We start from the raw sequence: 21,432 nt of genomic DNA, 5'->3' as shown, positions 1-21,432 counted from the left end.
TGGCCCGGTGGCTCGCGCTGCTCGGCCAGCCCGACCTCGCCGGGCGCTCGAGCGACGAGCTGGTGGACCTGCTGGTGAAACCGGCCCAGGGTTGGCCACTCGTGCGGCGACCGCCGCCGGTGGCACCCTGCACGCGTGGTTGCTGCGCGCCCAGCCGCCCGCGCTGCTCGAAGTAGTGCATGCAAGCGACGCGGATTGGGAGCAGGTGCAGACCAGCGCCGGAGAACGTCGTGTCACGGACGTCCTGGTGCTGGGTGAGGAGCACGCGCCCTACGGTGTACCCGAAGCATCAAGCGATGAGTTCGCTGTCTGGCTGTGTCGCAACGGTCAGTGCGAACTGCCGGTGCGCTCGCCGGAGAAGGTGGGTGAGCTCCTGGACCGGGCGTAGCGGCGGCGTCGTCGGGCGTGATGATGGGAAGCGCGCGTTAGCCCATGAACATGGCCAGCATGATCGCGATGTAGTGGCAGACAAAGCCCAGGATCGTGCAGGCGTGGAACACCTCGTGGAAGCTGAAGACCGTGGGCAGCAGGTGCGGGCGTTTGAGCGCGTAGCAGACGGCCCCGCCAATGTAGAAGACGCCGCCGGCGATCACCAGGAGGGTGGCCGGGACGTTCGCGGCAAAATACGCCGGGAGATACACTAGCGACAGGCAACCCATGATGATGTAGAGCGGGGTGTAGAGCCAGCGCGGGGCGTGCATCCAGAAGACGCGGAAGATCACCAGGGCCGCACCCAGGGACCAGATGATGATCAGCAACACCTGGGCCGCGCTCGGGGACAATAACGCCACGGCCAAGGGCGTGTAGGTGCCCGCGATGACCAGGGCGATGTTGGAGTGGTCCAACCGGCGCAGCACCGCGTTCATGCGAGGGCCCCAGTAGAAGCGGTGGTACACGGCCGAGGTGCCGAAGAGCATCACCGCCGTGATCGAGTACACCACGCACGCAATGCGCAAATCCGTGGTGGGCGCCAGGAACACCGAGATCAGGCCGAGGGACAGCGCTACCGGCGCGAATCCGGCGTGGATCCAACCGCGCCACGCGGGCTTCTTCTCGATCATTCGCTCCGCCGCCGCACTCAGGCTCTCGGTGGCCCGGTGCACCGTGGAACCGGTGCGGGTACTGTTGCCGCGCGTCATATCATCAGTCACTTTCTCCGCTGCCAGCCGGGGCGAACACGGGTGTGTTTGGGGATTCGCTTGACCACCGGCGGCTGCCCATACGGGTAGTTTAGAGGGCATGGTTGTGTGTTGGCCCAGTCGAAACAGGGGAGGATCTCTACGGTGAAACTGCCTCGTCCGCTGTACTCGCTGTACGAGTCGCGCCTGGCCAGCAGCCTGAAAGAGGACACCCTGCCGCATCACGTGGGTGTCCTGGTGGATGGCAACCGCCGGTGGGCTCGCCAGTTCGGTGCCTCAACCGCTGACGGTCACAAGGCCGGTGCCCAGAAGATCGTGGAGTTCTTGCGCTGGTGCGCGGATCTCAACATCGACGTGGTTACCTTGTACATCCTCTCGACCGAGAACCTGAAGAGGCCGCAAGAGGAACTCACGGCCCTGATCGAAATCATTTCGGGGCTCGTGACTCAGTTGCAGGACGAGGCGTTGTGCCGGATCCAACCGGTCGGTGCCCTGGATTCGCTGCCGCCCCGGTTACGGGAGCAAGTCGAGTGCATTGCGGAATCGACCGCGAACAACCCCGGCCCGCACCTGAACATCGCGGTGGGCTACGGCGGGCGGCAAGAAATTGTCGACGCCGTTCGCGAAGTCATTCGCGACACCCGAGACCGCGGGGATTCGGTAGAGGCGCTCGCCGAGACCCTGTCCGTGGACGACATTTCCGCGCGCCTCTACACCCGCGGCCAACCGGACCCGGACCTGCTGATCCGTACTTCCGGGGAGCAACGGCTCTCCGGGTTCCTCATGTGGCAGTCGGCCTACAGCGAGTTCTACTTCTGCGAGGCCCTGTGGCCGGATTTCCGCCGCGTGGACTTCCTGCGTGCCCTGCGGAATTACGCCACACGTCAGCGGCGCTTCGGCAACTGAGTCCCCAGCCCGAATTCACGCCCCGTTCACCGCGAGTGTGACTTGCGCATCTTTACGGTCCCTACGTTGAAAGCAACCGGTAACCCCTCAGCAACCGGTTGAGCCCAACGTCGGAAGGTTTCCATGACCGTCAGCACCGAATCCGTAGTCGCACCGTCCACCCCGGCCACGGCCGAAACGGTACGTTCCTACGTGATTGATACGTCTGTCCTGTTGTCCGATCCACGCGCCATCCTCCGTTTCGCCGAGCACCGTGTCGTGCTGCCCGTGGTGGTCATCTCTGAACTCGAGGCCAAGCGCCACGATCCCGAACTGGGGTTCTTCGCTCGCAAGGCTCTGCGACTGTTGGACGATCTGCGCGTGGAGCACGGGGGACTGGACCACCCCATTCCGTTGGGTACCAGTGGTGGTTGCCTGGTCGTGGAGCTCAACCACGTAGCGGACACCGTCCTGCCGCAGAGCTTCCGGCTCAAGGACAACGATTCACGGATTCTGTCCGTGGCCAAGAACCTGGCACAAGAGGGCCACGACGTGTGCGTGGTGTCCAAGGACCTGCCGATGCGCGTGAAGGCCTCCGCACTGGGGCTCGAGGCGGATGAGTACCGTGCCGAGTGGGTGGGCACCGATGACGAGTACAGCGGCACAGCAACCCTCAACGTCTCGGATGAAGAGCTTGAGCAGCTCTACGCCGAATCCCAGGTGCATCTGGAACAGACTGCCAGGATGCCTACGAACACGGGGTTGGTCCTGCACTCGTCCAAGGGCCACGCGCTGGGCCGGCTGCACGAGGACGGCAGCACCCGCCTGGTGCGCGCCGACCGCGATGTGTTCGGCCTGCACGGGCGTTCCGCCGAGCAGCGCTTGGCGGTCGACCTGCTTCTGGACCCCGAGGTGGGCATCGTATCCTTGGGTGGTCGCGCCGGCACCGGCAAGTCTGCACTGGCCTTGTGCGCCGGTCTGGAGACGGTGTTGGAGCGCCGGGAGCACCGCAAGATCATGGTGTTCCGCCCGCTCTACGCCGTGGGCGGCCAGGACCTGGGGTACCTGCCGGGCACCGAGGAAGAGAAGATGAACCCCTGGGGCCAGGCGGTATTCGACACACTCTCATCGGTCGTCTCGACACTGTGGTCGAGGAGGTCGTGGCCCGCGGCATGCTCGAGGTGCTGCCGTTGACCCATATCCGTGGCCGGTCTCTGCACGATGCGTTCGTGATCGTGGACGAGGCGCAGTCCCTGGAACGCAATGTGCTCCTCACCGCGCTCTCGCGGATCGGGCAGAACTCCAAGGTGGTCCTCACCCATGACGTAGCCCAGCGCGACAACCTACGCGTGGGTCGCCACGACGGCATCATCGCCGTGGTCGAAGCTCTCAAGGGCCAGCCACTGTTCGGTCACATGACCCTTAACCGTTCCGAGCGCTCACCGATCGCCGCGCTCGTCACCGACGTTCTGGAGCGTTCGGACGTGTAGTTCGCTCGCTACTTTCGACGCCGACGCCGCTCGGTGGCCTGATTTGCCCAGGTCACCGGGCGGCGTCGTTCGTGAATTACGTTAGCCCAGCGGAATCGGCCACGGCACGTGGTCCGAGACATCCGTGAGGTTGAAGTCCATGTCCGTGAAGAGGTCGTCGAGTAGATAGTCGTCCACGGCCTCGATGCCCAGCTTGTGCCCCTGGCCAGCAAAGGGGCCGTCGAGCACCTTGGAATAGACACACACGCCGGTTGCCGTATCCACGGCAATGCGTGTGGGGCCGGGTGCCAGGGGATGCTCCGGGGTGAAGGGGCGGTAGCGCGTTCGCGGGGTGACGGTCGCGAGCCACACCTTCCGGTTCGCGAAGCGACCTTCCACCACATCCGTGAGATTGGACGGTCGCTGTTCGGGCAGGTTGTTGGGAATGGGCGCGGGGCCCACGCATTCAACCGGATCGAGGACCGCTTGCCAACGGCCACCTCCGAACATGGGATCACCGTAGGCGGCCTCGGGGCGGCGCCAAACCAGGCCTTCGTCGGTGTAAACCGGGGTCACGAGCGCGGGCGGTAGCAGCCAGGATTTGGGGGTGGCGGCAACGTAGAAGTCGTCGCGGGACTTCTCGAGCGACGTCGCCGTATAGAGCGGCTTGCCCTGCAACGTCTCGACGCGCAGATCCGAGGGGCGCCTGAGCCACGCGCGAACCGGAAGCGCTGCTGGCTGATCGTCGCGTTCCATCCAGTACAACGAGAACTGCAGCGTGTCCCACCGCCACGGGGACGATCGGCACAGCGCAGCGAACTGATTGGCCGGTACGGTCACTCGGGCGGGGCGGGAATCCCACGGTGCGCTCATGTTCCCAGTCTAGGAACTCGTACTGCACATCTGCTGAGTTGCCTGGTGCTCGGCGCGGGCGTGCCTAGGATGGAGATCATGATGCAGCCAATGACGGCGAGTGTCGGGGTATTCGTGGGGGAACAGCTTCAAGCGGCCAACGCTTCCGGGTGGCTGGCCGCGGCGACTTGTGCCCTGGGGGTCCTGGTTCTTGCATGCACCGGAGTGTGGTTAGCCGCGACCGACATCCGGTACCACCGACTGCCACGCAAAGTGGTCTGGCCGCTCTACCCCGCCGTCACCGCACTACTGGGGATCTCTGCGATTCTCGGTGGTGAACCCGTGCGCTGGTGGTGGATGCTGTGGGGCCTCATGATCATGGGTGGCCTCTTCGTGTTGCTGCGCCTCGTCTACCCGGCGGGCATGGGACTGGGGGATGTTCGGCTTGCTGGAGTGTTGGGAATCGCCACGGGATTCGCCTCCGTGGGCCACACATTCATGGCCATAGCCGTGACCTTCGTGCTGGCGGGGCTGTTCTCAGCGGTGCTTCTGGCCATGCAGAAGATCGACATGACCTCGCGCGTCGCTTTCGGCCCCTTCATGCTGGTCGGCAGCCTGGGAGTTTTGGCCTTCGTGTAGGCAGCTCCGGTAGACAAGAACCTGAGCATGCCGACCCAACCAGCAGGAGGACTGTCCCGTGGCCACACCCGAATTCATCGTGGAATTGCGCAAGAAGATCGGTCACGACCTGTTGTGGCTGCCCGGTTGCACCGCCGTGGTCATCCACGAGGGCAAGGTGCTGCTCGGTCAGCGATCGGACAACGGTAACTGGGGTCTGATCACGGGCATCGTCGAACCGGGGGAGGATCCAGGCGTTGCCGCCCGGCGCGAATGCCTCGAAGAAACCGGGGTGAAGGTCGACGTTGAAGCGCTCGTGAGCGTCAAGGCCTACGACGTCGTGCGGTTCCCCAACGGGACATGTGCCAGTTCCTGGACCATACCTTCCTTTGCCGTTACGTGAGTGGCGAAGCGCGGGTCGCGGACGACGAATCCTTGATCGTTGGTTGGTACGACCTGGACGATCTGCCACCCATTCCCGAACATCAGTTGGAACGGCTGCGGGCGGCACAGGACTTCTCGGGGACCACCGACTTCGTGCGCTGAAAATCCCTTTACATTCCTCGATCTCATATGAGACGCAGACAATGCTCATCTGATATTCTCCGAGTGTGACCCAGCTCTCCCTGCTGCGGTTGGTTGCACCCCTCTGGAGGACCTCGTGAGTTCTGACCATGCCGCGGGACAGGCCCGCCCTCTCAAGCGTTCGAATCTGGATGCGCTGGACATTCCGGTGCCCGGTTATGACCGTTCCAACGTCACGGTGGGGATCGTGCACTTTGGTGTGGGTGGCTTCCACCGAGCGCATCAGGCCATGTACCTGGATCAATTGATGAACCAGGGAGAGGCCCTGGACTGGGGCATCGCCGGCATGGGTGTGCTGCCCGGGGACGCTCGAATGCAGAAGGTCATGGAGGAACAGGATCACCTCTACACGCTGGTCCTCAAACACCCGGACGGCACCCTTGAACCCCGAGTGATCGGCTCCATTGTCGATTATGTTCTGGCCCCGGCCCAGCCCGAACGGGCCATGGACCTGCTGACCGCGCCCAGCACCCGCATTGTCTCGCTGACCATCACCGAGGGCGGCTACAACTTCAATCAGGCCACGGGTCGATTCGATGAGACTAATCCCGCCGTGGTGCACGATCTTGAGCAAGCCCAAGCGAACGAGAAAGGTTTGTCGGCGGAACCACCCGCCACCGTCTTCGGGCTGGTCGTGGAGGCACTCGCACAGCGAAAAGCTGCGGGGATCGAACCTTTCACCGTGATGTCCTGCGACAACATTCAGGGCAACGGGGACATGGCGCGCGAGCAGTTCACCGCTTACGCGCGATTGCGTGACCCTGAGCTGGCGCAGTGGATCCAGGACACCGTGCCGTTCCCCAACTCCATGGTCGACCGCATCACCCCGGTCACTACGGACGCGGACCGCGAACTCGTCACGCAGGAGTTCGGCGTCGAGGACGCCTGGCCGGTCGTGTGCGAACCCTTCACTCAGTGGGCGCTTGAAGATTCCTTCGTGTCCGGAAGGCCGCCGTTCGAGGACGTCGGTGTGCAGGTCGTGCCGGACGTGGTGCCCTACGAACTCATGAAGCTTCGACTGCTCAACGCGAGTCACCAGGCCCTGTGCTACCCCGGCTACCTTGCCGGTTATCGCTACGCGCACGAGGTGTGTCAGGATCCGCTGTTCATCGACTACTTGCTGGCCTACATGGACCGAGAGGCCACACCCACCCTGCAGCCGGTCGAAGGCGTAGATCTGCACGCCTACAAGCGACAGTTGATCGAACGGTTCGCGAACCCCACGTCCGGGACACCCTGGCGCGATTGTGCGCCGAGTCCTCGGACCGGATTCCCAAGTGGCTGGTCCCGGTCATCAAGGAGAACCTGGCAACCGGGGGAGATGTCACGCTCTCCGCCACCATCGTGGCCTCGTGGGCGCGTTACGCGGAAGGAACTGACGAGGACGGCCAGCCGATCGACGTGGTCGATCAACGCAAGGACCGTGTCATGATTGCTGCCGCCCAACACGATGATGACGAACTTGCGTTCATCCGCGATCCAGAACTCTTCGGCGACCTGGTGGAACACCCTGAGTTCACCGAACCGTATCTTGCGGCGCTGCGTAGTTTCCGCGGCCAAGGAGCCCGGGCCACGATTCAGGCCGCGGTCAACGGAACCCTCGTCTGACCCGCAGAGTCTCCGAGCGGCGTCGTTACCTCAATTGCTCCTCGTAGCGGCGCCGCAAGGCACCATAGCGCTCGCGGAACTCGCCGATACCGGCGTCGCCGGTGGGCTCCAACTCGCTGTCGATCACGCGGGGCCATTCGGGTTGCTTCCCTGTCGCAGCCCACGCGGCTTGGCGTGCGGCGCCCAGCGCCACGTACTCTCCGGAGCGCGGAACGCTCACTGCCAGGCCCAGGTGTCCGGAAGGACACTGCGCAGCGCGTCCGACTTGGCGCCGCCACCGATCAGAAGCACGCGCTCCACATCCACGTGGATGTCGCGCAGGATATCCAGGCAGTCCGCCAGGGAATTCGCCACGGCCAGGACAGCGGAACGCGCCAAGTTCTCGCGCGTGAACGACGCTCGGGTGAGTCCGTCCAGGCGGCCGGTGGCCTCGGGCAGGTTGGGCGTGCGCTCGCCGTCGAAATAGGGGAGCATCGTGAGCCCGCCGGCGTCACTGGGGCCGCTGGAAGCCAGCCGCGTGAACTCGTCCAAATCCGCGCCCAAGGTCTCGGCCGTGGTGGTCATGACGCGCGCGGCATTGATGGTGCAGAGCAGCGGAAGGTGCTGGCCCGTGGCATCCGCGAATCCCGCGGTGACGCCGGATCGATCGATCGTGGGCTCGGCGCTGCAGGCGAAGACCGTGCCCGAGGTGCCCACGGAAATGGTGACCTCACCCGGCTCGAGGTTCAGGCCAAGGGCTGCGGCAGCATTATCACCGGCGCCTGCACCAACCACGGCGGGAGCTCGCCGGATCCGCCCCACTCGGAACTCAATGACCCTGCGGTCTCATGAGCCTCGAGCACCCGCGGCAGTTCCGGAACCGCGCCGAAATACTCCTGGAGTAGCTCGGGGCGGTACTGGTTGTCCGTGGCGTTGAAATAGCCGGTGCCGGAAGCGTCCGAGCGGTCCGTGACGAATTCCCCGCACAGATGCAGCGTGAGCCAGTCGTGGGGCAGCATGACCCGGTGCACGCGGGCTGCGGCCTCGGGTTCGTTCTCCCGCAGCACGCGAGCTTGGCCAGGGTCATGGAACTGATCGGCGCCATGTTCACGGCTTCCATCCACCAATCCAACCCGTGATCGGTCACCATGCGGGCAGCCTGCGGGGCATTGCGCACGTCGTTCCACAGCAGCGCGTCATGCACGGGCTCACCCTGGGTGTCCACGGCCACCATGCCGTGTTGTTGACCGGCCACGGACACGCCCACGACGTCGCTGCGCTCGGGCACGCCCGCCGCTCGCCACGCGTTCCTCAGGCTTCCAGCCACACCCGTGGATCGACACTCGTGCCGTCCGGATGGGGCGCCGTGGCGGTCGAGAGAACGTCTCCGCTCTCCAGATCGACGACCACGACTTTGCAGGACTGTGTTGAGGAGTCGATCCCCACCACCGTTGCGGACATACGCGTTTACCTCTCGTGAATCGAAGGGTCAGCCGGCGCTGGCCGGTGTGGGTTCTGGGTGGTCAACGAGCGCGGCCAGTGCGTGGCGCAACGGCTCGTCGCACACAAGGACATCGATGAGTCCTGCCCTCGCGGCGGCCTGGACCGCCGGGGCCCGGCCGGCATCGAAGGCAGCAGCCACCGTGATGCGGGCGTTCTTGATCTGCTCCAGGGACGCTGCGACCACCATGGACTCGACGGGTGACTTGACCGAGGTACCGTCTGCGGTCAGCAGGTGCCCCGAAATCTCGGCGACGGCACCCGCTGTGCGGGCCTGATCGGCGACCTGCGGGGACACCCTGTTCCAGACGGTCGACAGCTCGGGGGACCAGCCACCAATGGCGATCAACGCCACGTCCAGGCCGTTGGCGCGGTTGAGGGTCTGTGCGATTTCCGGGCTTTTCATGAGCGCGGAGGCGTTGTCCACGATGAGCGGTGCCCACAGGGGCCATGCGGACTGGCAGGTCAGATCGGCCAGAAGTCGGGGAGCTGCCTGACTGTCTTCATTGCTGAGGGCTCCGGCCAACTGTATGACCTGATTGTGGGGGAGCGGAGGGAGCTCACGAGTGACGAGTTGGAGCGTGCGGGACCACGAAATCCCCAACACATCTCCGGGTTCCACCTGCTCCATGAATACTCTGGCGGTATCTCGCGCCAGGGCATGACGGTCCGCGGGCCATGGTCCCGCCCCCACGGTGACTACCCGATCGATACCGAGTGCGTGCGCGAGCTGGGCGTCCTGATCGTTGTCCGGAATGACGATCTCAATGCGGACGATCCCGGTGTCCTGCGCCTCTTGAATGAGCGAGGCCACTTGGAATCGGGACAGATTGGTCTGCTTGCCGATGGCCACCTTGGAGGCACCATCCACGAAGTACAGCTGCGCAAGTTGGGCTAAGAGTTTTTGGCGCTCCGGTTGATCACTGGGAGGCCATGGATCGGGTATGGACATTACTCACCGCATCTGAGGGGTCGGCTCTTGATCATCTGAGTCTATATGACTAGCATCACATCTCAGATGTGAATCCAAAGATTCTCACTTGAGAGTAGCTGACGCTAGCTGCGCTCTTCCGACATCAGAACACCGATGACAAGGAACATCATGCGTAACAGCACAGCTGCTCCAGATCGTGTCAGGGGCCGTCATCGCACCTCCGTGCGGCAGGGAGCGTGGTGGCAGGCACTGCTACTGGCTCTGGTCACGGGCTTCGTCATGACCGGTTGCGCGCGTCCGCGGACGAAACCAAGGACGAGATCGTCGTGGCCATCGTGTCCAACCCGCAGATGCAGGACGCGATGGAACTGCAGGACGAGTTCGCCAAGGCCCACCCGGACGTCAACGTGAAATTCGTGTCCCTGCCCGAGAACGAGGCCCGCGCCAAGATCACCGCTTCGGTGGCCACCGGCGGTGGCGAGTTCGACGTGGTCATGATCTCCAACTACGAGACCCCGATCTGGGCCGAGAACGGCTGGATCGAGAACCTCCAGCCCTACATCGACAAGACCGAGGGCTATGACGATCAGGACTTCATCGGCTCGATCCGTAATGCGTTGAGCTACGAGGACGACATGTACTCGGTGCCCTTCTACGGCGAGTCCTCGTTCCTCGTCTACAACGAAGAATTGTTCAAGAAGGCCGGCGTGGCCATGCCGGAGAACCCCACCTGGCCGGAGATCAATGAGCTGGCGGCCAAACTGGACGACCCGGACAACGGCGTTTCCGGCATCTGCCTGCGTGGCCTGGCCGGTTGGGGCGAGGTCATGGCCCCGCTGAGCACCGTGATGAACACCTACGGTGGCGGCTGGTTCGATGAGGACTGGAACCCGACCCTCACCTCGCCCGAGACCAAGCAGGCGGTCAACGAATACGTGAACCTGGTGCGCGAGCACGGTCAGCCCGGAGCTGCAACCTCCGGCTACGGCGACTGCATCACCCGCTACAGCCAGGGCAATGCGGCCATGTGGTACGACGCCACGGCCATGGTCTCCTCGATCGAGATCCCGCATCCTCCACCGTGGCGGGCAAGAACGGCTACGCACCGGCCCCCGTCATGGACACCGAGGACGCAGGCTGGCTCTACAGCTGGTCGCTGGCCATCCCCAGCACCTCCGATCACAAGGATGCCGCGTGGGACTTCGTGTCCTGGATGACCAACAAGGAGTACATCAAGCTCGTGGGCGAGCGCTTCGGCTGGGAGCGCGTGCCACCGGGATCGCGCTACTCGACCTACGAAGTGCCCGAGTACCGCGAAATCTCGCAGGCCTACGCGCAACCGACCTTGGACGCCATGGATGGCGCGTCGCAGGAATCCTCCATGACTCACCCGGTCCCGTACGAGGGCCTGCAGTTCGTGGCCATTCCCGAGTTCCAGGATTTGGGTACCCGTGTGGGCCAGCAGATCTCGGCGGCCGTGGCCGGTCAGATCACCGTCGATGAGGCCCTGGAACAGTCCCAGGCCTATGCAGAACAGGTGGCTCGCACCTATCAGCGTGAGGAAGGCCAGTAAACGCCATGTCTACTTCAACCGGGGCCGCCCGTACTGGTCGCCCACGTAAATCTCGCGCTCAAGCCCCTCGTCGCAGTGACGCGTGGCAGCGGCGCCTCCCGCTCCTGCCGGCCTGATCTTCACGATCATTGCCACGCAGATCCCGTTCCTGATCACCATTTGGTACTCGCTGCGTTCCTGGAACCTGTTGAACCCGGCTTCGGACGTGTTCGTGGGGCTGAGCAACTACATCGAGATCTTCGCCGACCGCACGTTCCGGCAAGTGGCCATGAACTCGGTGATCTACACGCTCGGGTGCGTGTTGATCGCATGGTGCTCGGCATCCTGTTCGCGCTGCTCTTGGACCGCAAATTCCTGGGCCGCGGCGTGGTGCGCACGCTACTGATCACGCCGTTCCTGATCATGCCGGTGGCGGCCTCCACGCTGTGGTCGGTGTCCATGTTCAACCCGACCTTCGGCTTGGTGAACTGGTTCTTGGGAATTTTTGGCATCCCGGCGGTGGACTGGACGTCCTCCCACCCCGTGGTCTCCATCCTGATCGCCCTGGTCTGGCAGTGGACGCCGTTCATGATGCTGCTGATCCTGGCCGGTCTGCAGTCTCAACCCAAGGACGTTCTGGAGGCTGCGCAGATGGACGGTGCGTCATCCCTGCAGACGTTCTTCTTCATCACGCTGCCGCACCTGCGCCGCTACATCGAACTGTCGGTGCTGTTGGGCGCCATCTACGTGGTCAACACCTTCGACCAGATCTACCTGATGACCGCAGGCGGCCCCGGTACCAGTAGCGCCAACTTGCCCTACTACATCTACCAGCGTGCCTTCCTGGGCTTCGACATCGGTCAGGCCGCAGCCATGGGCGTGGTGGTTGTCATCGCCACGATCATCATTGCCAACTTCGCCCTGCGATTGATTTTCAAGGGCTTCATGAGCACGGAGCAGAACTGATGAGCACCACCGTTCAAACACAGACGCCCTCCGCCGAAACCTCGGAGCCGCCCGTCCGTCGCAAGCGCAAGGGAGGCGGCGCGGGCTCCGCGGCCCTCACCTTGTTCACGTGGCTGCTGGCCCTCGGGTTCTTCATGCCCGTCCTGTGGATGGTGCTCACCTCGTTCAAACAAGAGGCCGACGCCGCCTCCAACCCTCCCAAATTCTTCTTCACTCCCACACTGGACCAGTACAAGGCCGTGTTCGAGGCCGGAGCGGGCGGGTACCTGTGGAACTCGGTGATCGCCACGGTGGTGTCCACGATCCTCGTGATCCTGCTGGCGATTCCCGCGGCCTACGCGGTGAGTATTCGGCCCGTGGAGAAGACCAAGGACGTGCTGTTCTTCTTCATTTCCACCAAGATGCTGCCCGTGGTCGCCGTGATCATGCCGATCTACGTGGTGGCCGGCAAGCTCAAGGTGTTGGACAACATCTGGACCTTGGTTTTCCTCTACACGGCCATGAACTTGCCGCTCGCGGTGTGGATGATGCGCTCGTTCTTCCAAGAAGTTCCGCGCGAGGTGCTCGAGGCCGCCCAGATGGACGGTGCGTCGTTGATGACCACCATGCGCGTGGTGCTGATTCCCATGGTGGCACCGGGCATCGCGTCCACGGCCCTGATCTGCGTGATCTTCGCGTGGAACGAGTTCTTCTTCGCACTCAACCTCACGGCCGCTGATGCAGCCACGGTGCCCATCATGCTGGTGTCCACCATGACCAGTGAGGGTCTCTACTTGGCACGTCTCTCGGCCGCCAGCGTGCTGGCTTCACTGCCCGTGGTGCTCGCCGGTTGGATCGCGCAGAAGCAGCTGGTGCGCGGCCTGTCGATGGGCGCCATCAAGTAGACAACGCCCATCGACATTCAGGGGTTCACGACAGCCTTCAACGCGCCTGGGCGCGTCCCCGCGGTGAGTGCCGCGGCGACGTCGTCCAGGCCGTGTCGTGTGGTGACCAAGGAATCCAAGTCCACGAGGCCCTGCTCGACCATGCGAATGGCCGTGTCCCACGTGTTGGCGTAGCGGAAGATCCCGGTCAGGTGCAGCTGTCGCTCCTGGATCAGGGGCACCGGAAGCCGCAGGGTATCCGCACCCATGCCAACCAGGACCACGCGGCCCTCGGGTGCCAGGCGCTGCATCCCGGAGAGAATCGCGGGCTCGGCCCCGCTGGCGTCGAGCAGCACGGTGTAGCCGCTTCCGGGGAAGGGCTCGTCCGGCGAGGGAGCGTTGTCCGCACGGAAGGTTTCGGTGGCGCCGTAACTCATGGCCGTTTCCAGGCGGTCGTCCCGGGTGTCCGTGACCACCACGTCCAATGCGCCGGCCAGACGAGCGCACTGGGCGGCCAACAGGCCGACCGGGCCGGCTCCGGTGACCAGGACACGGTCACCCAGGGTCACGCCGGCGGCGCGTACCGCGCTGATGCCCACGGAGAGCGGCTCGAGGAGGGCGGCGGCGTCGTCGGAGAGTGCGTCGGGGACGGGATGTGAGAAGGCAGCGGGGTGGGTCACGTACTCGCAGAACACGCCGTCGACGGGCGGGGTCGCGAAGAAGCGCACGGCCGGATCCAAGTTGTACTGCCCGTGCAGTGTCTGAGGCGAGAACGGCTGGGGGATCCCAGGCTCCAGCGAAACGCGCTGACCCACGTGACGGTCGGTGACCTCGGAACCAACGGCCACAATGACGCCGGAGGGTTCGTGGCCCAAAATCATGGGCTCTTCGACCACGAAATCACCGATCCGACCGTGCTCGTAGTAGTGCGTATCGGAGCCGCAGACCCCCACCGAGGTGATGCGGATGAGCACCTCGTGCGGGCCGGGTTGCGGGGTATCTCGCTGTTGGACCTCCAGCTGATGCGGTGCCAGCAAGACGCTGGCCTTCATGGTGTCGGGAACTGTTGGGGCTGCGGAATTCACGATGCTGGCCTTTCAGGTGTGGGTGTTCAAGTGATGGATCCAAGGTGTGAAACAAAGAAACGTCACGCGCTCCCCCAAGAGAGCGCGTGACGTTCAGAAACATGAAAACTCGGGATCAGTCCGGGAGACGTTCGCCCGTGCTGGCATCGAACAAGTGGACCCGGTCACCATTGGTGCTGACCCACACGGTCGTCTCAGCAGCAGGTGGTTGGCGGCCGTCCACGCGGATCACGATGGGGCTTTCGTCCGCGTCCTCGCTGGTCCCGGTGTTGGGAACGGTGTCCTCATCGTGACCGGCGACCCCGGCGATGGGGGTGACGTGCTGATCAGCCTGGTGGTCCAGGTGACCGTAGACGTAGGCGTCCGCACCGAGTTCCTCCACGATGTCCGCGATGACCGCCAGGCCCTGGCCGTTCTCGGACGGCACCAAGTCTTCCGGTCGAATGCCCACGGTGACCTCGGAGCCGGTGAGGGCTTCGCGGGCGGCCGTGCTGAGGGGCAGCTTGAGGCTACCGAGCTCCACAGCGCCGTCCTCGGTCACGGTGGTGCGGAACAGGTTCATGGCTGGGGAGCCGATGAAGCCGGCCACGAACTCGTTGGCCGGGCGGTCGTAGAGCTCACGGGGAGTGTCCACCTGCATGAGCTTGCCGTCCTTGAGGACCGCCACACGGTCACCCATGGTCATGGCCTCGGTCTGGTCGTGCGTCACGTAGACCGTGGTCACTCCCAGACGGCGCGTCAGGGAAGCGATCTGGGTGCGCGTCTGCACCCGCAGCTTCGCATCCAGGTTGGACAGCGGTTCGTCCATGAGGAACACCTGGGGCGAACGGACAATGGCACGGCCCATGGCCACGCGCTGGCGCTGACCGCCGGACAGGGCCTTGGGCTTACGGTCCAGGTACTCGGTGAGGTCCAAGATCTTGGCGGCCTCTTCGATGCGCTTATTGCGCTCGGCCTCGCCCACCTTGGCGATCTTCAACGCGAAACCCATGTTGTCGCGCACGGTCATGTGCGGGTACAGGGCGTAGTTCTGGAAGACCATAGCGATGTCACGATCGCGCGAGGCGGTATCGGTCACCTCGTTGTCGCCGATGTGAATGGCGCCGCCGGTGACCTCTTCCAGGCCCGCGAGCATGCGCAGCGTGGTGGATTTACCGCAACCGGAGGGGCCCACGAGAACCAGGAACTCGCCGTCGGCGATGTCGAGGCTGAGTTCTGAAACTGAGGGCGCTCGGCCCCGGGGTACTGACAGGTGACCCTGTCGTAGCGCACGCTGGACATAAGTTTCCTCTTTCCCGGCAGGCACGTGCCGGACGATCCGTAGGAGAGAAGGATGGCGGGAGTGACCTGCGCCACTCTCATTTGAGATCATAGCGAAACTCATGTGATAACCGCCACCCCTTTCTCCTGCGGGTCGCAGGCAGTCGCAAGAAACTGCGCGAATCAGCCCCGCGGGATATTGCGCAGGTTGGAACGCGCCATGGACACGGCCTCACCTGCGCCGCCGTTGAAGACCATCTTGGACATGGCCGTGGCGAACCCGAAGATCTGGGCGCTCTCGATCTGCGGCGGGATCGACAGGGCATTGGGATCCGTGATGATCTCCACGAGCGACGGCCCCTGGTGTGAGAGCGCGGTGCTGAACGCGCCTTCCAGATCCTTGGGCTGCTCCACACGAATTCCCTGCAGGCCTGCGGCCTGCGCAATGGCGGCGTAATTGGTCTGCGGTACGTCCACGCCGAAGTCAGGCATGCCGTCCACGAGCATCTCCAGCTTGACCATGCCCAGGGATGAGTTGTTGAACACGACCACGGTCACGGGCAGGTTGTAGGCCGCGAGGGTCAAGATCTCGCCCATCAGCATGGACAGGCCACCATCACCGGAGACCGAAATGACCTGGCGATCCGGGTAAGCCATCTGCGCACCAATGGACTGGGGGAGTGCATTGGCCATGGACCCGTGCAGGTAGGAGCCGATGATGCGCCGGGTACCCAACGGTTGATGTATCGGGCTGTCCATACGTTGCACATGCCGGTGTCCGCGGTGAAGACCGCGTTGTCGGAGGCCACCTGATCCAGGATGAACGCCGCGTATTCCGGGTGAATCGGCGTCATCTTCTCGACCTTGCGCGTGTACGCCCCCACGGCCTTGTTCATGAGCTTGTCGTGCTTGGCCAGGGTCTTCTTGAGGAACGAGCGGTTCTTCTTCCGCTTCAACTCCGGCAGCAGCTTGAGGATGGTCGACTTCACGTCACCGTGCACGGGGATGTCCACACCGGTGCGGCGCCCGATCACGGACGCGTCCGTGTCCACCTGGATGGTGGTGACATCAGGCAGGAACTGGTCGTACGGGAAGTCCGTGCCCAGCATGATCATCACGTCCGCGCCTTGAGCCCCTCTGCAGCCGCGCCGTAGCCGAGCAATCCGGTCATGCCCACATCGAACGGGTTGTCGTACTGGATCTGGTCCTTACCGCGCAGGGAATGTCCGATGGGGGCGCCCAGGGTGTCGGCCAGTGCAATCACCTCGTCGTGAGCGCCGGCCACGCCGATGCCCGCGAAGATCGCAACATCATTGGCGTTGTTCAGGGCGGTCGCCATGCGCTCGATGGTCGCGTCCGAGGGGACGACGGCGCCCGGTTCCGGTACGCAGAACGGTCGCGCGTCCGCCTGGGTCTCGGATTCGGCGAGGTCACCCGGCAGGGTCACCACGGCCACACCGGGAACGGTCATGGCGTGCTGAATGGCCGAGCTGACCACCGCGGGAGACTGCTTGGGCGTGCTGATCAACTCCGAGTATACCGAGCACTCGTTGAACAGTCGGTCCGGGTGGGTCTCCTGGAAGTAGGACGAGCCGATGTACTGCGACGGAATGTGGGAGGCAATCGCCAGTACCGGGCGCCGGAACGGTTGGCGTCGTACAGGCCGTTGATCAGGTGCAGGTTTCCGGGACCGCACGAACCGGCGCACACGGCCAGTTGGCCCGTGAGTTGACCCTCGGCGCTCGCGGCGAACGCAGCGGCTTCTTCGTGGCGCACATGAACCCAGTCGATGCCACCCTTGGCTGAACCCCCGGTGCGCCGCACTGCGTCCACGATGGGGTTGAGGCTGTCGCCCACCACGCCGTAAATCCGGTGGACGCCCGCGTCCATGAGCTGCTGGATGATCTGTTCTGCGAGTTTCACGTGTCGCTCCTGCCGGGTAGTGGTGGCCGCAAAGGATGCGGTCACAAGGTTGCTTCCGATCCAGCCTAGGCACTCGGCTGCGCCCGAGGGAGGCAATTGTGAGGAGCGGGACCGAGGGGTGTGGTGTGAATCACTGAAAAACTGCGTCAAGAAAAACTTGACAGACCCCCTCGTGTCAATGTTTCCTTGACACATGACTTGCGAACAGAAAACCAACGCACCCCGCACCCAAGCACACTGGACCGACATCGACTGGGCAGCCATCGACTGGACTGCTGTCAACTGGGCGGAGACCGCTTCACCCCGGATCAACTGGGTTGATTTCTACCGCACCGCACCCACCATCAACTTCGCCGGTGGAACCACTCGCCCCACTCGTGGCACCGCCACCGCGACCGAAACCCAGGCTCCAGAAACCGAGACCGGCGGCGAAAGCTACGGCGCAGCGGCGTCGTCGTGGACCGCGCAGCGCGAATTCCCCGTGACCGTGTTCGGTATCCGCGAGCCCCAGCCGGGCCCGCGCTGGAAGGCGCTGTTCGACGCGACCTGGCCCGCCTACCGCGCCTTCTACCAGTCCGGTCCGGACGCGCGCCCCGAGCTCGACGAGGCCCGCGGCATGCTCGAGAAGCACATGCCCGAGTTGATGCCCACGTGGCGCAAGCTCGTGGAGCTGACCGGTAACGACGACGTCGCGGCGCGTTTCCTGACCATGTGGAACTTCCCCGCATTCGCGCCGGCCTGCTCGCAGGCCGCGCTCACGGGCGATGAGACCTCGCTGACCCGCAACTACGACTACGTCCCGAGCCTGTGGGAGGCCACGGTGTACTCGAGCGAGTTCACCGGCCGCAAGGTCATCGGCACCGGTGACTGCCTGTGGGGCCTGCTGGACGGCATGAACGACGCCGGCCTGGCCGTGTCCCTGACGTTCGGCGGCCGCCCCGGATCGGGCCCGGGCTTCGCGATCCCGATCGTGATCCGCTACCTGTTGGAAGTGGCCGAAACCGCCGAACAGGCACGCGAGCTGCTGCGTGATCTGCCGGTGTCCATGTCCTACAACATCACCGTGGTGGACACCTCCGGTGACAAGTTCACCGCGTTCGTGGCTCCGGGCCAGCAGGCCGAGTTCTTCGACGCCTGCACCGCGACCAACCACCGCGGCAAGGAACCCGAGTACCCGGCCAAGGCCGCGCAGTTCTTCTCCAAGGAACGTCTCGAGCACTTGGACCGCACCGTGGAAACCGAGATCACCGCGGATGAGATGCGCGATCAGTTCCTGACCGATCCGCTCTACCAGGACAACTTCTCGGGCGGTTTCGGCACGCTGTTCACCGCTCACTACCGCCCGGACGAGGGGCACGTTGAGTACCGCTGGCCGGGTGTGTCCTGGAAGCGTGGTTTCGAGGACGCGGACGACACCTTGGACGTCGTACTGGTGGGCCGCTGAGCCTCGGTGGGATGATGGTCACGTGAGTACCGAAATTCCTGAACCCAGTGACGGACCGACTCCCGTGACCCAGTTGGAAAGCGCGGCCATGGAGGTCGTGCGCCAGCTCGCCGCCAGCGGTGACCCGGAAGCGTTCCAAGCTCTGTTGCGACTGAGCGGAACCGTGGGCGAATCCCTCGGGATCAGCGCACGCAACGTTGCGGCGGCGTCGTCGTGGACGGCCGTGGCCGGTGCGGCCGGGACCTCCCGGCAAGCGGCCTGGTCCCGCTGGAAAGCCTGACCCATCCCTTAAAAGCTTTGGCCCCGCACGGATCGTGCGGGGCCAAAGCTTTTAACCGAGAGCCGGTGACCGATCGCTAGGACCGATCAGTGGCTGGCTCAGTAGTTGCCGGTCATGGTGGTGACGTCCAGAGCCTTGTCCAGCTGCTCTTCGGTGAGCTTGTCGCCGTCCACGTAGCCGAGCTCGATGGTGGCCTCGCGGACCGTGACCTTGTTGGCCACGGCGTGCTTGGCGATCTTGGCGGCGGCCTCGTAGCCGATGGCCTTGTTGAGCGGGGTGACGATCGACGGGGAAGCTTCTGCCAGGAAGGTGCAGCGTTCCTCGTTGGCAACCAGACCGTCAATCATCTTCTCTGCGGCAACGCGGGAGATGTTGGCGAGCAAGCGGATGGACTCGAGCAGGTTGGCGGCCATCACGGGGATGCCCACGTTGAGCTCGAACGCACCGTTGGTGGAGGACAGTGCCACGGTGGTGTCGTTGCCGATGACCTGCGCGGAGACCTGGATGGCGGCCTCGCAGATCACGGGGTTGACCTTGCCCGGCATGATGGACGAACCCGGCTGCAGGTCGGGGATGTGCAGCTCGCCCAGACCGGTGTTGGGGCCGGAGCCCATCCAGCGGATGTCGTTCATGAACTTCATGTAGGAGTACGCGATGTTGCGCAGCTGCCCGGAAGCCTCGACCAGACCGTCACGGTTGGCCTGCGCCTCGAAGTGGTTGCGAGCCTCGGTGATGGGCAGGCCGGTTTCCTCGGCCAGCAGCTCGATCACGCGGGCGGAGAAACCGTCCGGGGTGTTGATTCCGGTGCCCACGGCGGTGCCGCCCAGGGGAACCTCGGCCACGCGGGGCAGTGAGGCGTCAATGCGCTCGATGCCGTAGCGGACCTGTGCTGCGTATCCACCGAACTCCTGGCCCAGGGTCACCGGGGTGGCGTCCATCAAGTGGGTACGGCCGGACTTCACGATGTTCTTGAACTCTTGGGCCTTGTTCTCCAAGGACGTGGCGAGCACATCCATGGCGGGCTTGAGGTCGTTGATCAGAGCGTTGGTCACAGCCACGTGCACGGAAGTGGGGAACACGTCGTTGGAGGACTGCGAGGCGTTGACGTGGTCGTTGGGGTGAACCTCCACGCCCTCGGACTCGAGCGAACGGGAGGCCAGCGTTGCCAGGACCTCGTTGGTGTTCATGTTGGAGGAGGTTCCGGAGCCGGTCTGGAACACGTCGATGGGGAAGTTCTCGTCGTAGTCACCGGAGGCGACGGCGTCGGCGGCGTCGCGAATGGCCTGGGCGCGCTGGGCGTCCAGGACACCCAGTTCCTCGTTGGCGGTGGCTGCGGCCTTCTTCACCTGGGCGAGCGCTTTGATGTGCTGACGCTCCAGAGTGGAGCCGGAGATGGGGAAGTTTTCCACGGCACGCTGGGTCTGGGCGCGGTACAGGGCGTTCTTGGGAACGCGGACCTCACCCATGGTGTCGTGCTCGATGCGGTACTCAGTATTTTCTGCCATGACCCCTAGCTTATGCGCTCGGATCGGGGCCGGGCCGACGGTGGCGTGCCGTGACACGCCACCGACCTCTTTACAGTTCTAGCCGTGCCGTCAGCCGCGCTCCGGGAACCACGGGCCGTGGCCGTAGACGAGTTCGGCCTTGCCCGCATCCAGGTGGTAGAACACGCCGATCACTGCGGCGTCGCCCTTGGACACTGCTGCCGCAATCGAGCGGGACTGGTCCAGCATTCGAGCAGCGGTCTGCTTGGTGTGCTCCACGACCATGTCGGAGAGGGTGTTCAGGCCCTTGCGCTTGGATTCCAGCACCGACGGCGTGATGCGCTCCACCAGGTCGCGCTGGAAGCCACGCGGAAGTTCGCCGGAGTCGACGGCGTTCTTGGTCGCCGTCACGGCGCCGCACGAGTCGTGGCCGAGCACCATGATCAGGGGAGTGCCCAGCACGTCGATGGCGTACTCGAGCGTCCCCAGCACCGCATTGTCGATGACCTGCCCGGCGGTGCGGATCACGAAAGCGTCGCCCAGGCCCAGGTCGAAAATGATTTCCGCAGCCAGGCGGGAGTCCGAGCAACCGAAGATCACAGCGAACGGCTTCTGCTTGTGCTCCAGCTCCTTACGGCGCTGCGCATCCTGATGCGGATGCAGGGTCTCACCGGCGATGAACCGCTCGTTGCCGTCCTTCAATCGCTGCCAAGCATCTTGCGGTGTCTTGGGCATGCTGGTCGGCTTGTCGGCGTCGCTGATCTTCGGTTGGATCTTTTCGCTCACGGTGGCTCCCGGTTCGACTCATGGTTGGTGCGCTGAGAGATTGTGGCCTCGTGGCGCGTTCCTAGCGTAAACCTCTGGCTGTTCTGCGACGTGCCTGACCGCGGGTCGAGGTCGCGGGACGGGATGAGAACTTGGCATTGCCGCGATTGAGCCCGACTCAATTTCTCTGTGATGTATGGCACATTTGTTGGATCGCGTTTACGGGCCCTTCACAGATGAG

At 64.2% G+C, this 21,432-nt stretch carries 19 protein-coding genes and 6 pseudogenes; 13 read left to right on the top strand and 12 right to left on the bottom strand.

Annotation, left to right across the window (positions count from 1 at the left end; all coding sequences use genetic code 11):
- Window positions 1-388, top strand: a pseudogene (locus tag YO9_RS0101290) (thioredoxin domain-containing protein); the annotation flags it as partial.
- Window positions 389-425: 37 nt separating this feature from the next.
- Here YO9_RS0101290 and trhA read toward each other — a convergent pair.
- The gene (trhA, locus tag YO9_RS0101285) at window positions 426-1,139 is read right to left on the bottom strand and encodes a PAQR family membrane homeostasis protein TrhA (RefSeq protein WP_016995861.1); all 714 of its coding nucleotides are present in this window, start codon (window positions 1,137-1,139) and stop codon (window positions 426-428) included.
- A gap of 144 nt (window positions 1,140-1,283) precedes the next feature.
- Between trhA and YO9_RS0101280 the strand changes: the two genes are divergently transcribed.
- The 3 genes from YO9_RS0101280 to YO9_RS21205 all read left to right on the top strand — a co-directional run bounded on the left by YO9_RS0101280 (window position 1,284) and on the right by YO9_RS21205 (window position 3,514).
- Window positions 1,284-2,045 carry an isoprenyl transferase gene (locus YO9_RS0101280; protein WP_016995860.1) on the top strand — a complete coding sequence of 254 codons (762 nt, stop codon included), beginning with the start codon at window positions 1,284-1,286 and terminating at the stop codon, window positions 2,043-2,045.
- 123 nt (window positions 2,046-2,168) lie between these two features.
- Window positions 2,169-3,218, top strand: a complete 1,050-nt coding sequence (locus YO9_RS0101275; RefSeq protein ID WP_396350709.1) for a PhoH family protein — start codon at window positions 2,169-2,171, stop codon at window positions 3,216-3,218.
- Window positions 3,185-3,514, top strand: coding sequence for a PhoH family protein (locus YO9_RS21205; protein WP_396350708.1), 330 nt, complete (start codon window positions 3,185-3,187; stop codon window positions 3,512-3,514). The genes YO9_RS0101275 and YO9_RS21205 overlap by 34 nt, the downstream gene beginning before the upstream one ends.
- An 81-nt stretch (window positions 3,515-3,595) precedes the next feature.
- Here YO9_RS21205 and YO9_RS0101270 read toward each other — a convergent pair whose 3' ends face one another.
- On the bottom strand, window positions 3,596-4,366 hold the full coding sequence (locus tag YO9_RS0101270) for a hypothetical protein (RefSeq protein WP_223285927.1): 771 nt from the start codon (window positions 4,364-4,366) through the stop codon (window positions 3,596-3,598).
- A gap of 78 nt (window positions 4,367-4,444) precedes the next feature.
- Here YO9_RS0101270 and YO9_RS0101265 point away from each other — a divergent pair, with 78 nt between their 5' ends.
- The 3 genes and pseudogenes from YO9_RS0101265 to YO9_RS0101255 all read left to right on the top strand — a co-directional run bounded on the left by YO9_RS0101265 (window position 4,445) and on the right by YO9_RS0101255 (window position 7,156).
- Window positions 4,445-4,984, top strand: coding sequence for a prepilin peptidase (locus tag YO9_RS0101265; protein ID WP_031272454.1), 540 nt, complete (start codon window positions 4,445-4,447; stop codon window positions 4,982-4,984).
- Window positions 4,985-5,042: 58 nt separating this feature from the next.
- Window positions 5,043-5,509 (top strand): annotated as a pseudogene (locus YO9_RS0101260) (NUDIX hydrolase).
- A gap of 166 nt (window positions 5,510-5,675) precedes the next feature.
- Window positions 5,676-7,156: pseudogene (locus tag YO9_RS0101255) on the top strand (mannitol dehydrogenase family protein).
- A gap of 25 nt (window positions 7,157-7,181) precedes the next feature.
- Here YO9_RS0101255 and YO9_RS20365 read toward each other — a convergent pair.
- The 5 genes from YO9_RS20365 to YO9_RS0101245 form a co-directional block, all read right to left on the bottom strand.
- Window positions 7,182-7,376, bottom strand: a complete 195-nt coding sequence (locus YO9_RS20365) for a hypothetical protein (RefSeq protein WP_016995855.1) — start codon at window positions 7,374-7,376, stop codon at window positions 7,182-7,184.
- The gene (locus YO9_RS20360; protein ID WP_016995854.1) at window positions 7,373-7,930 is read right to left on the bottom strand and encodes an FGGY-family carbohydrate kinase; all 558 of its coding nucleotides are present in this window, start codon (window positions 7,928-7,930) and stop codon (window positions 7,373-7,375) included. Before YO9_RS20360 ends, YO9_RS20365 begins: the two co-directional genes overlap by 4 nt.
- Window positions 7,882-8,259: an FGGY family carbohydrate kinase gene (locus YO9_RS20355; RefSeq protein ID WP_317259698.1), complete on the bottom strand. Its 378-nt coding sequence runs from the start codon at window positions 8,257-8,259 to the stop codon at window positions 7,882-7,884. The genes YO9_RS20360 and YO9_RS20355 overlap by 49 nt, the downstream gene beginning before the upstream one ends.
- A gap of 187 nt (window positions 8,260-8,446) precedes the next feature.
- Window positions 8,447-8,596 carry a hypothetical protein gene (locus YO9_RS20350; protein ID WP_016995852.1) on the bottom strand — a complete coding sequence of 50 codons (150 nt, stop codon included), beginning with the start codon at window positions 8,594-8,596 and terminating at the stop codon, window positions 8,447-8,449.
- A 28-nt stretch (window positions 8,597-8,624) separates the two neighbouring features.
- Complete coding sequence (locus YO9_RS0101245; RefSeq protein WP_223285925.1) at window positions 8,625-9,587, bottom strand: sugar-binding transcriptional regulator; 963 nt, start codon at window positions 9,585-9,587, stop codon at window positions 8,625-8,627.
- A 221-nt stretch (window positions 9,588-9,808) separates the two neighbouring features.
- On the opposite strand from YO9_RS0101245, the gene YO9_RS19450 reads away from it, so the two are divergent.
- The 4 genes and pseudogenes from YO9_RS19450 to YO9_RS0101230 all read left to right on the top strand — a co-directional run bounded on the left by YO9_RS19450 (window position 9,809) and on the right by YO9_RS0101230 (window position 12,971).
- Window positions 9,809-10,786 carry an ABC transporter substrate-binding protein gene (locus tag YO9_RS19450; protein ID WP_262925529.1) on the top strand — a complete coding sequence of 326 codons (978 nt, stop codon included), beginning with the start codon at window positions 9,809-9,811 and terminating at the stop codon, window positions 10,784-10,786.
- Complete coding sequence (locus YO9_RS19445; protein ID WP_262925528.1) at window positions 10,687-11,142, top strand: extracellular solute-binding protein; 456 nt, start codon at window positions 10,687-10,689, stop codon at window positions 11,140-11,142. The genes YO9_RS19450 and YO9_RS19445 overlap by 100 nt, the downstream gene beginning before the upstream one ends.
- Window positions 11,143-11,147: 5 nt before the next feature.
- Window positions 11,148-12,087, top strand: a pseudogene (locus YO9_RS0101235) (carbohydrate ABC transporter permease).
- Window positions 12,087-12,971 carry a carbohydrate ABC transporter permease gene (locus YO9_RS0101230; protein WP_016995848.1) on the top strand — a complete coding sequence of 295 codons (885 nt, stop codon included), beginning with the start codon at window positions 12,087-12,089 and terminating at the stop codon, window positions 12,969-12,971. Before YO9_RS0101235 ends, YO9_RS0101230 begins: the two are co-directional and overlap by 1 nt.
- Before the next feature lie 17 nt (window positions 12,972-12,988).
- On the opposite strand, the gene YO9_RS0101225 is transcribed toward YO9_RS0101230, so the two are convergent.
- From YO9_RS0101225 to YO9_RS0101215, 3 genes and pseudogenes are all read right to left on the bottom strand, one after another.
- On the bottom strand, window positions 12,989-14,035 hold the full coding sequence (locus YO9_RS0101225) for an NAD(P)-dependent alcohol dehydrogenase (RefSeq protein WP_223285924.1): 1,047 nt from the start codon (window positions 14,033-14,035) through the stop codon (window positions 12,989-12,991).
- Between the two features lie 115 nt (window positions 14,036-14,150).
- Window positions 14,151-15,316: pseudogene (locus YO9_RS0101220) on the bottom strand (ABC transporter ATP-binding protein).
- Between the two features lie 162 nt (window positions 15,317-15,478).
- Window positions 15,479-17,218 (bottom strand): annotated as a pseudogene (locus YO9_RS0101215) (pyruvate dehydrogenase).
- Window positions 17,219-17,411: 193 nt separating this feature from the next.
- Here YO9_RS0101215 and YO9_RS0101210 point away from each other — a divergent pair.
- Both YO9_RS0101210 and YO9_RS0101205 read left to right on the top strand, forming a co-directional pair.
- The gene (locus YO9_RS0101210; protein WP_016995842.1) at window positions 17,412-18,662 is read left to right on the top strand and encodes a C45 family autoproteolytic acyltransferase/hydrolase; all 1,251 of its coding nucleotides are present in this window, start codon (window positions 17,412-17,414) and stop codon (window positions 18,660-18,662) included.
- A 22-nt stretch (window positions 18,663-18,684) separates the two neighbouring features.
- Entirely contained in the window at window positions 18,685-18,942 is a 258-nt protein-coding gene (locus YO9_RS0101205; RefSeq protein ID WP_016995841.1) for a hypothetical protein, read from the top strand.
- A gap of 98 nt (window positions 18,943-19,040) precedes the next feature.
- Here YO9_RS0101205 and YO9_RS0101200 read toward each other — a convergent pair whose 3' ends face one another.
- Together YO9_RS0101200 and YO9_RS0101195 are read right to left on the bottom strand one after the other, a co-directional pair.
- A complete protein-coding gene (locus tag YO9_RS0101200) occupies window positions 19,041-20,447 on the bottom strand; it encodes a class II fumarate hydratase (protein WP_016995840.1) in 1,407 nt (468 codons plus the stop codon).
- A 90-nt stretch (window positions 20,448-20,537) separates the two neighbouring features.
- Complete coding sequence (locus YO9_RS0101195; protein WP_031272451.1) at window positions 20,538-21,161, bottom strand: carbonic anhydrase; 624 nt, start codon at window positions 21,159-21,161, stop codon at window positions 20,538-20,540.
- Between the last annotated feature and the right edge of the window lie 271 nt (window positions 21,162-21,432).

The sequence above is a fragment of the Kocuria atrinae C3-8 genome (assembly GCF_000286355.1).
GTDB lineage: Bacteria > Actinomycetota > Actinomycetes > Actinomycetales > Micrococcaceae > Kocuria > Kocuria atrinae_A.
The sequence above is the reverse complement of the archived record's forward strand: the minus strand, read 5'-3'. Positions and strand labels throughout refer to the sequence as shown.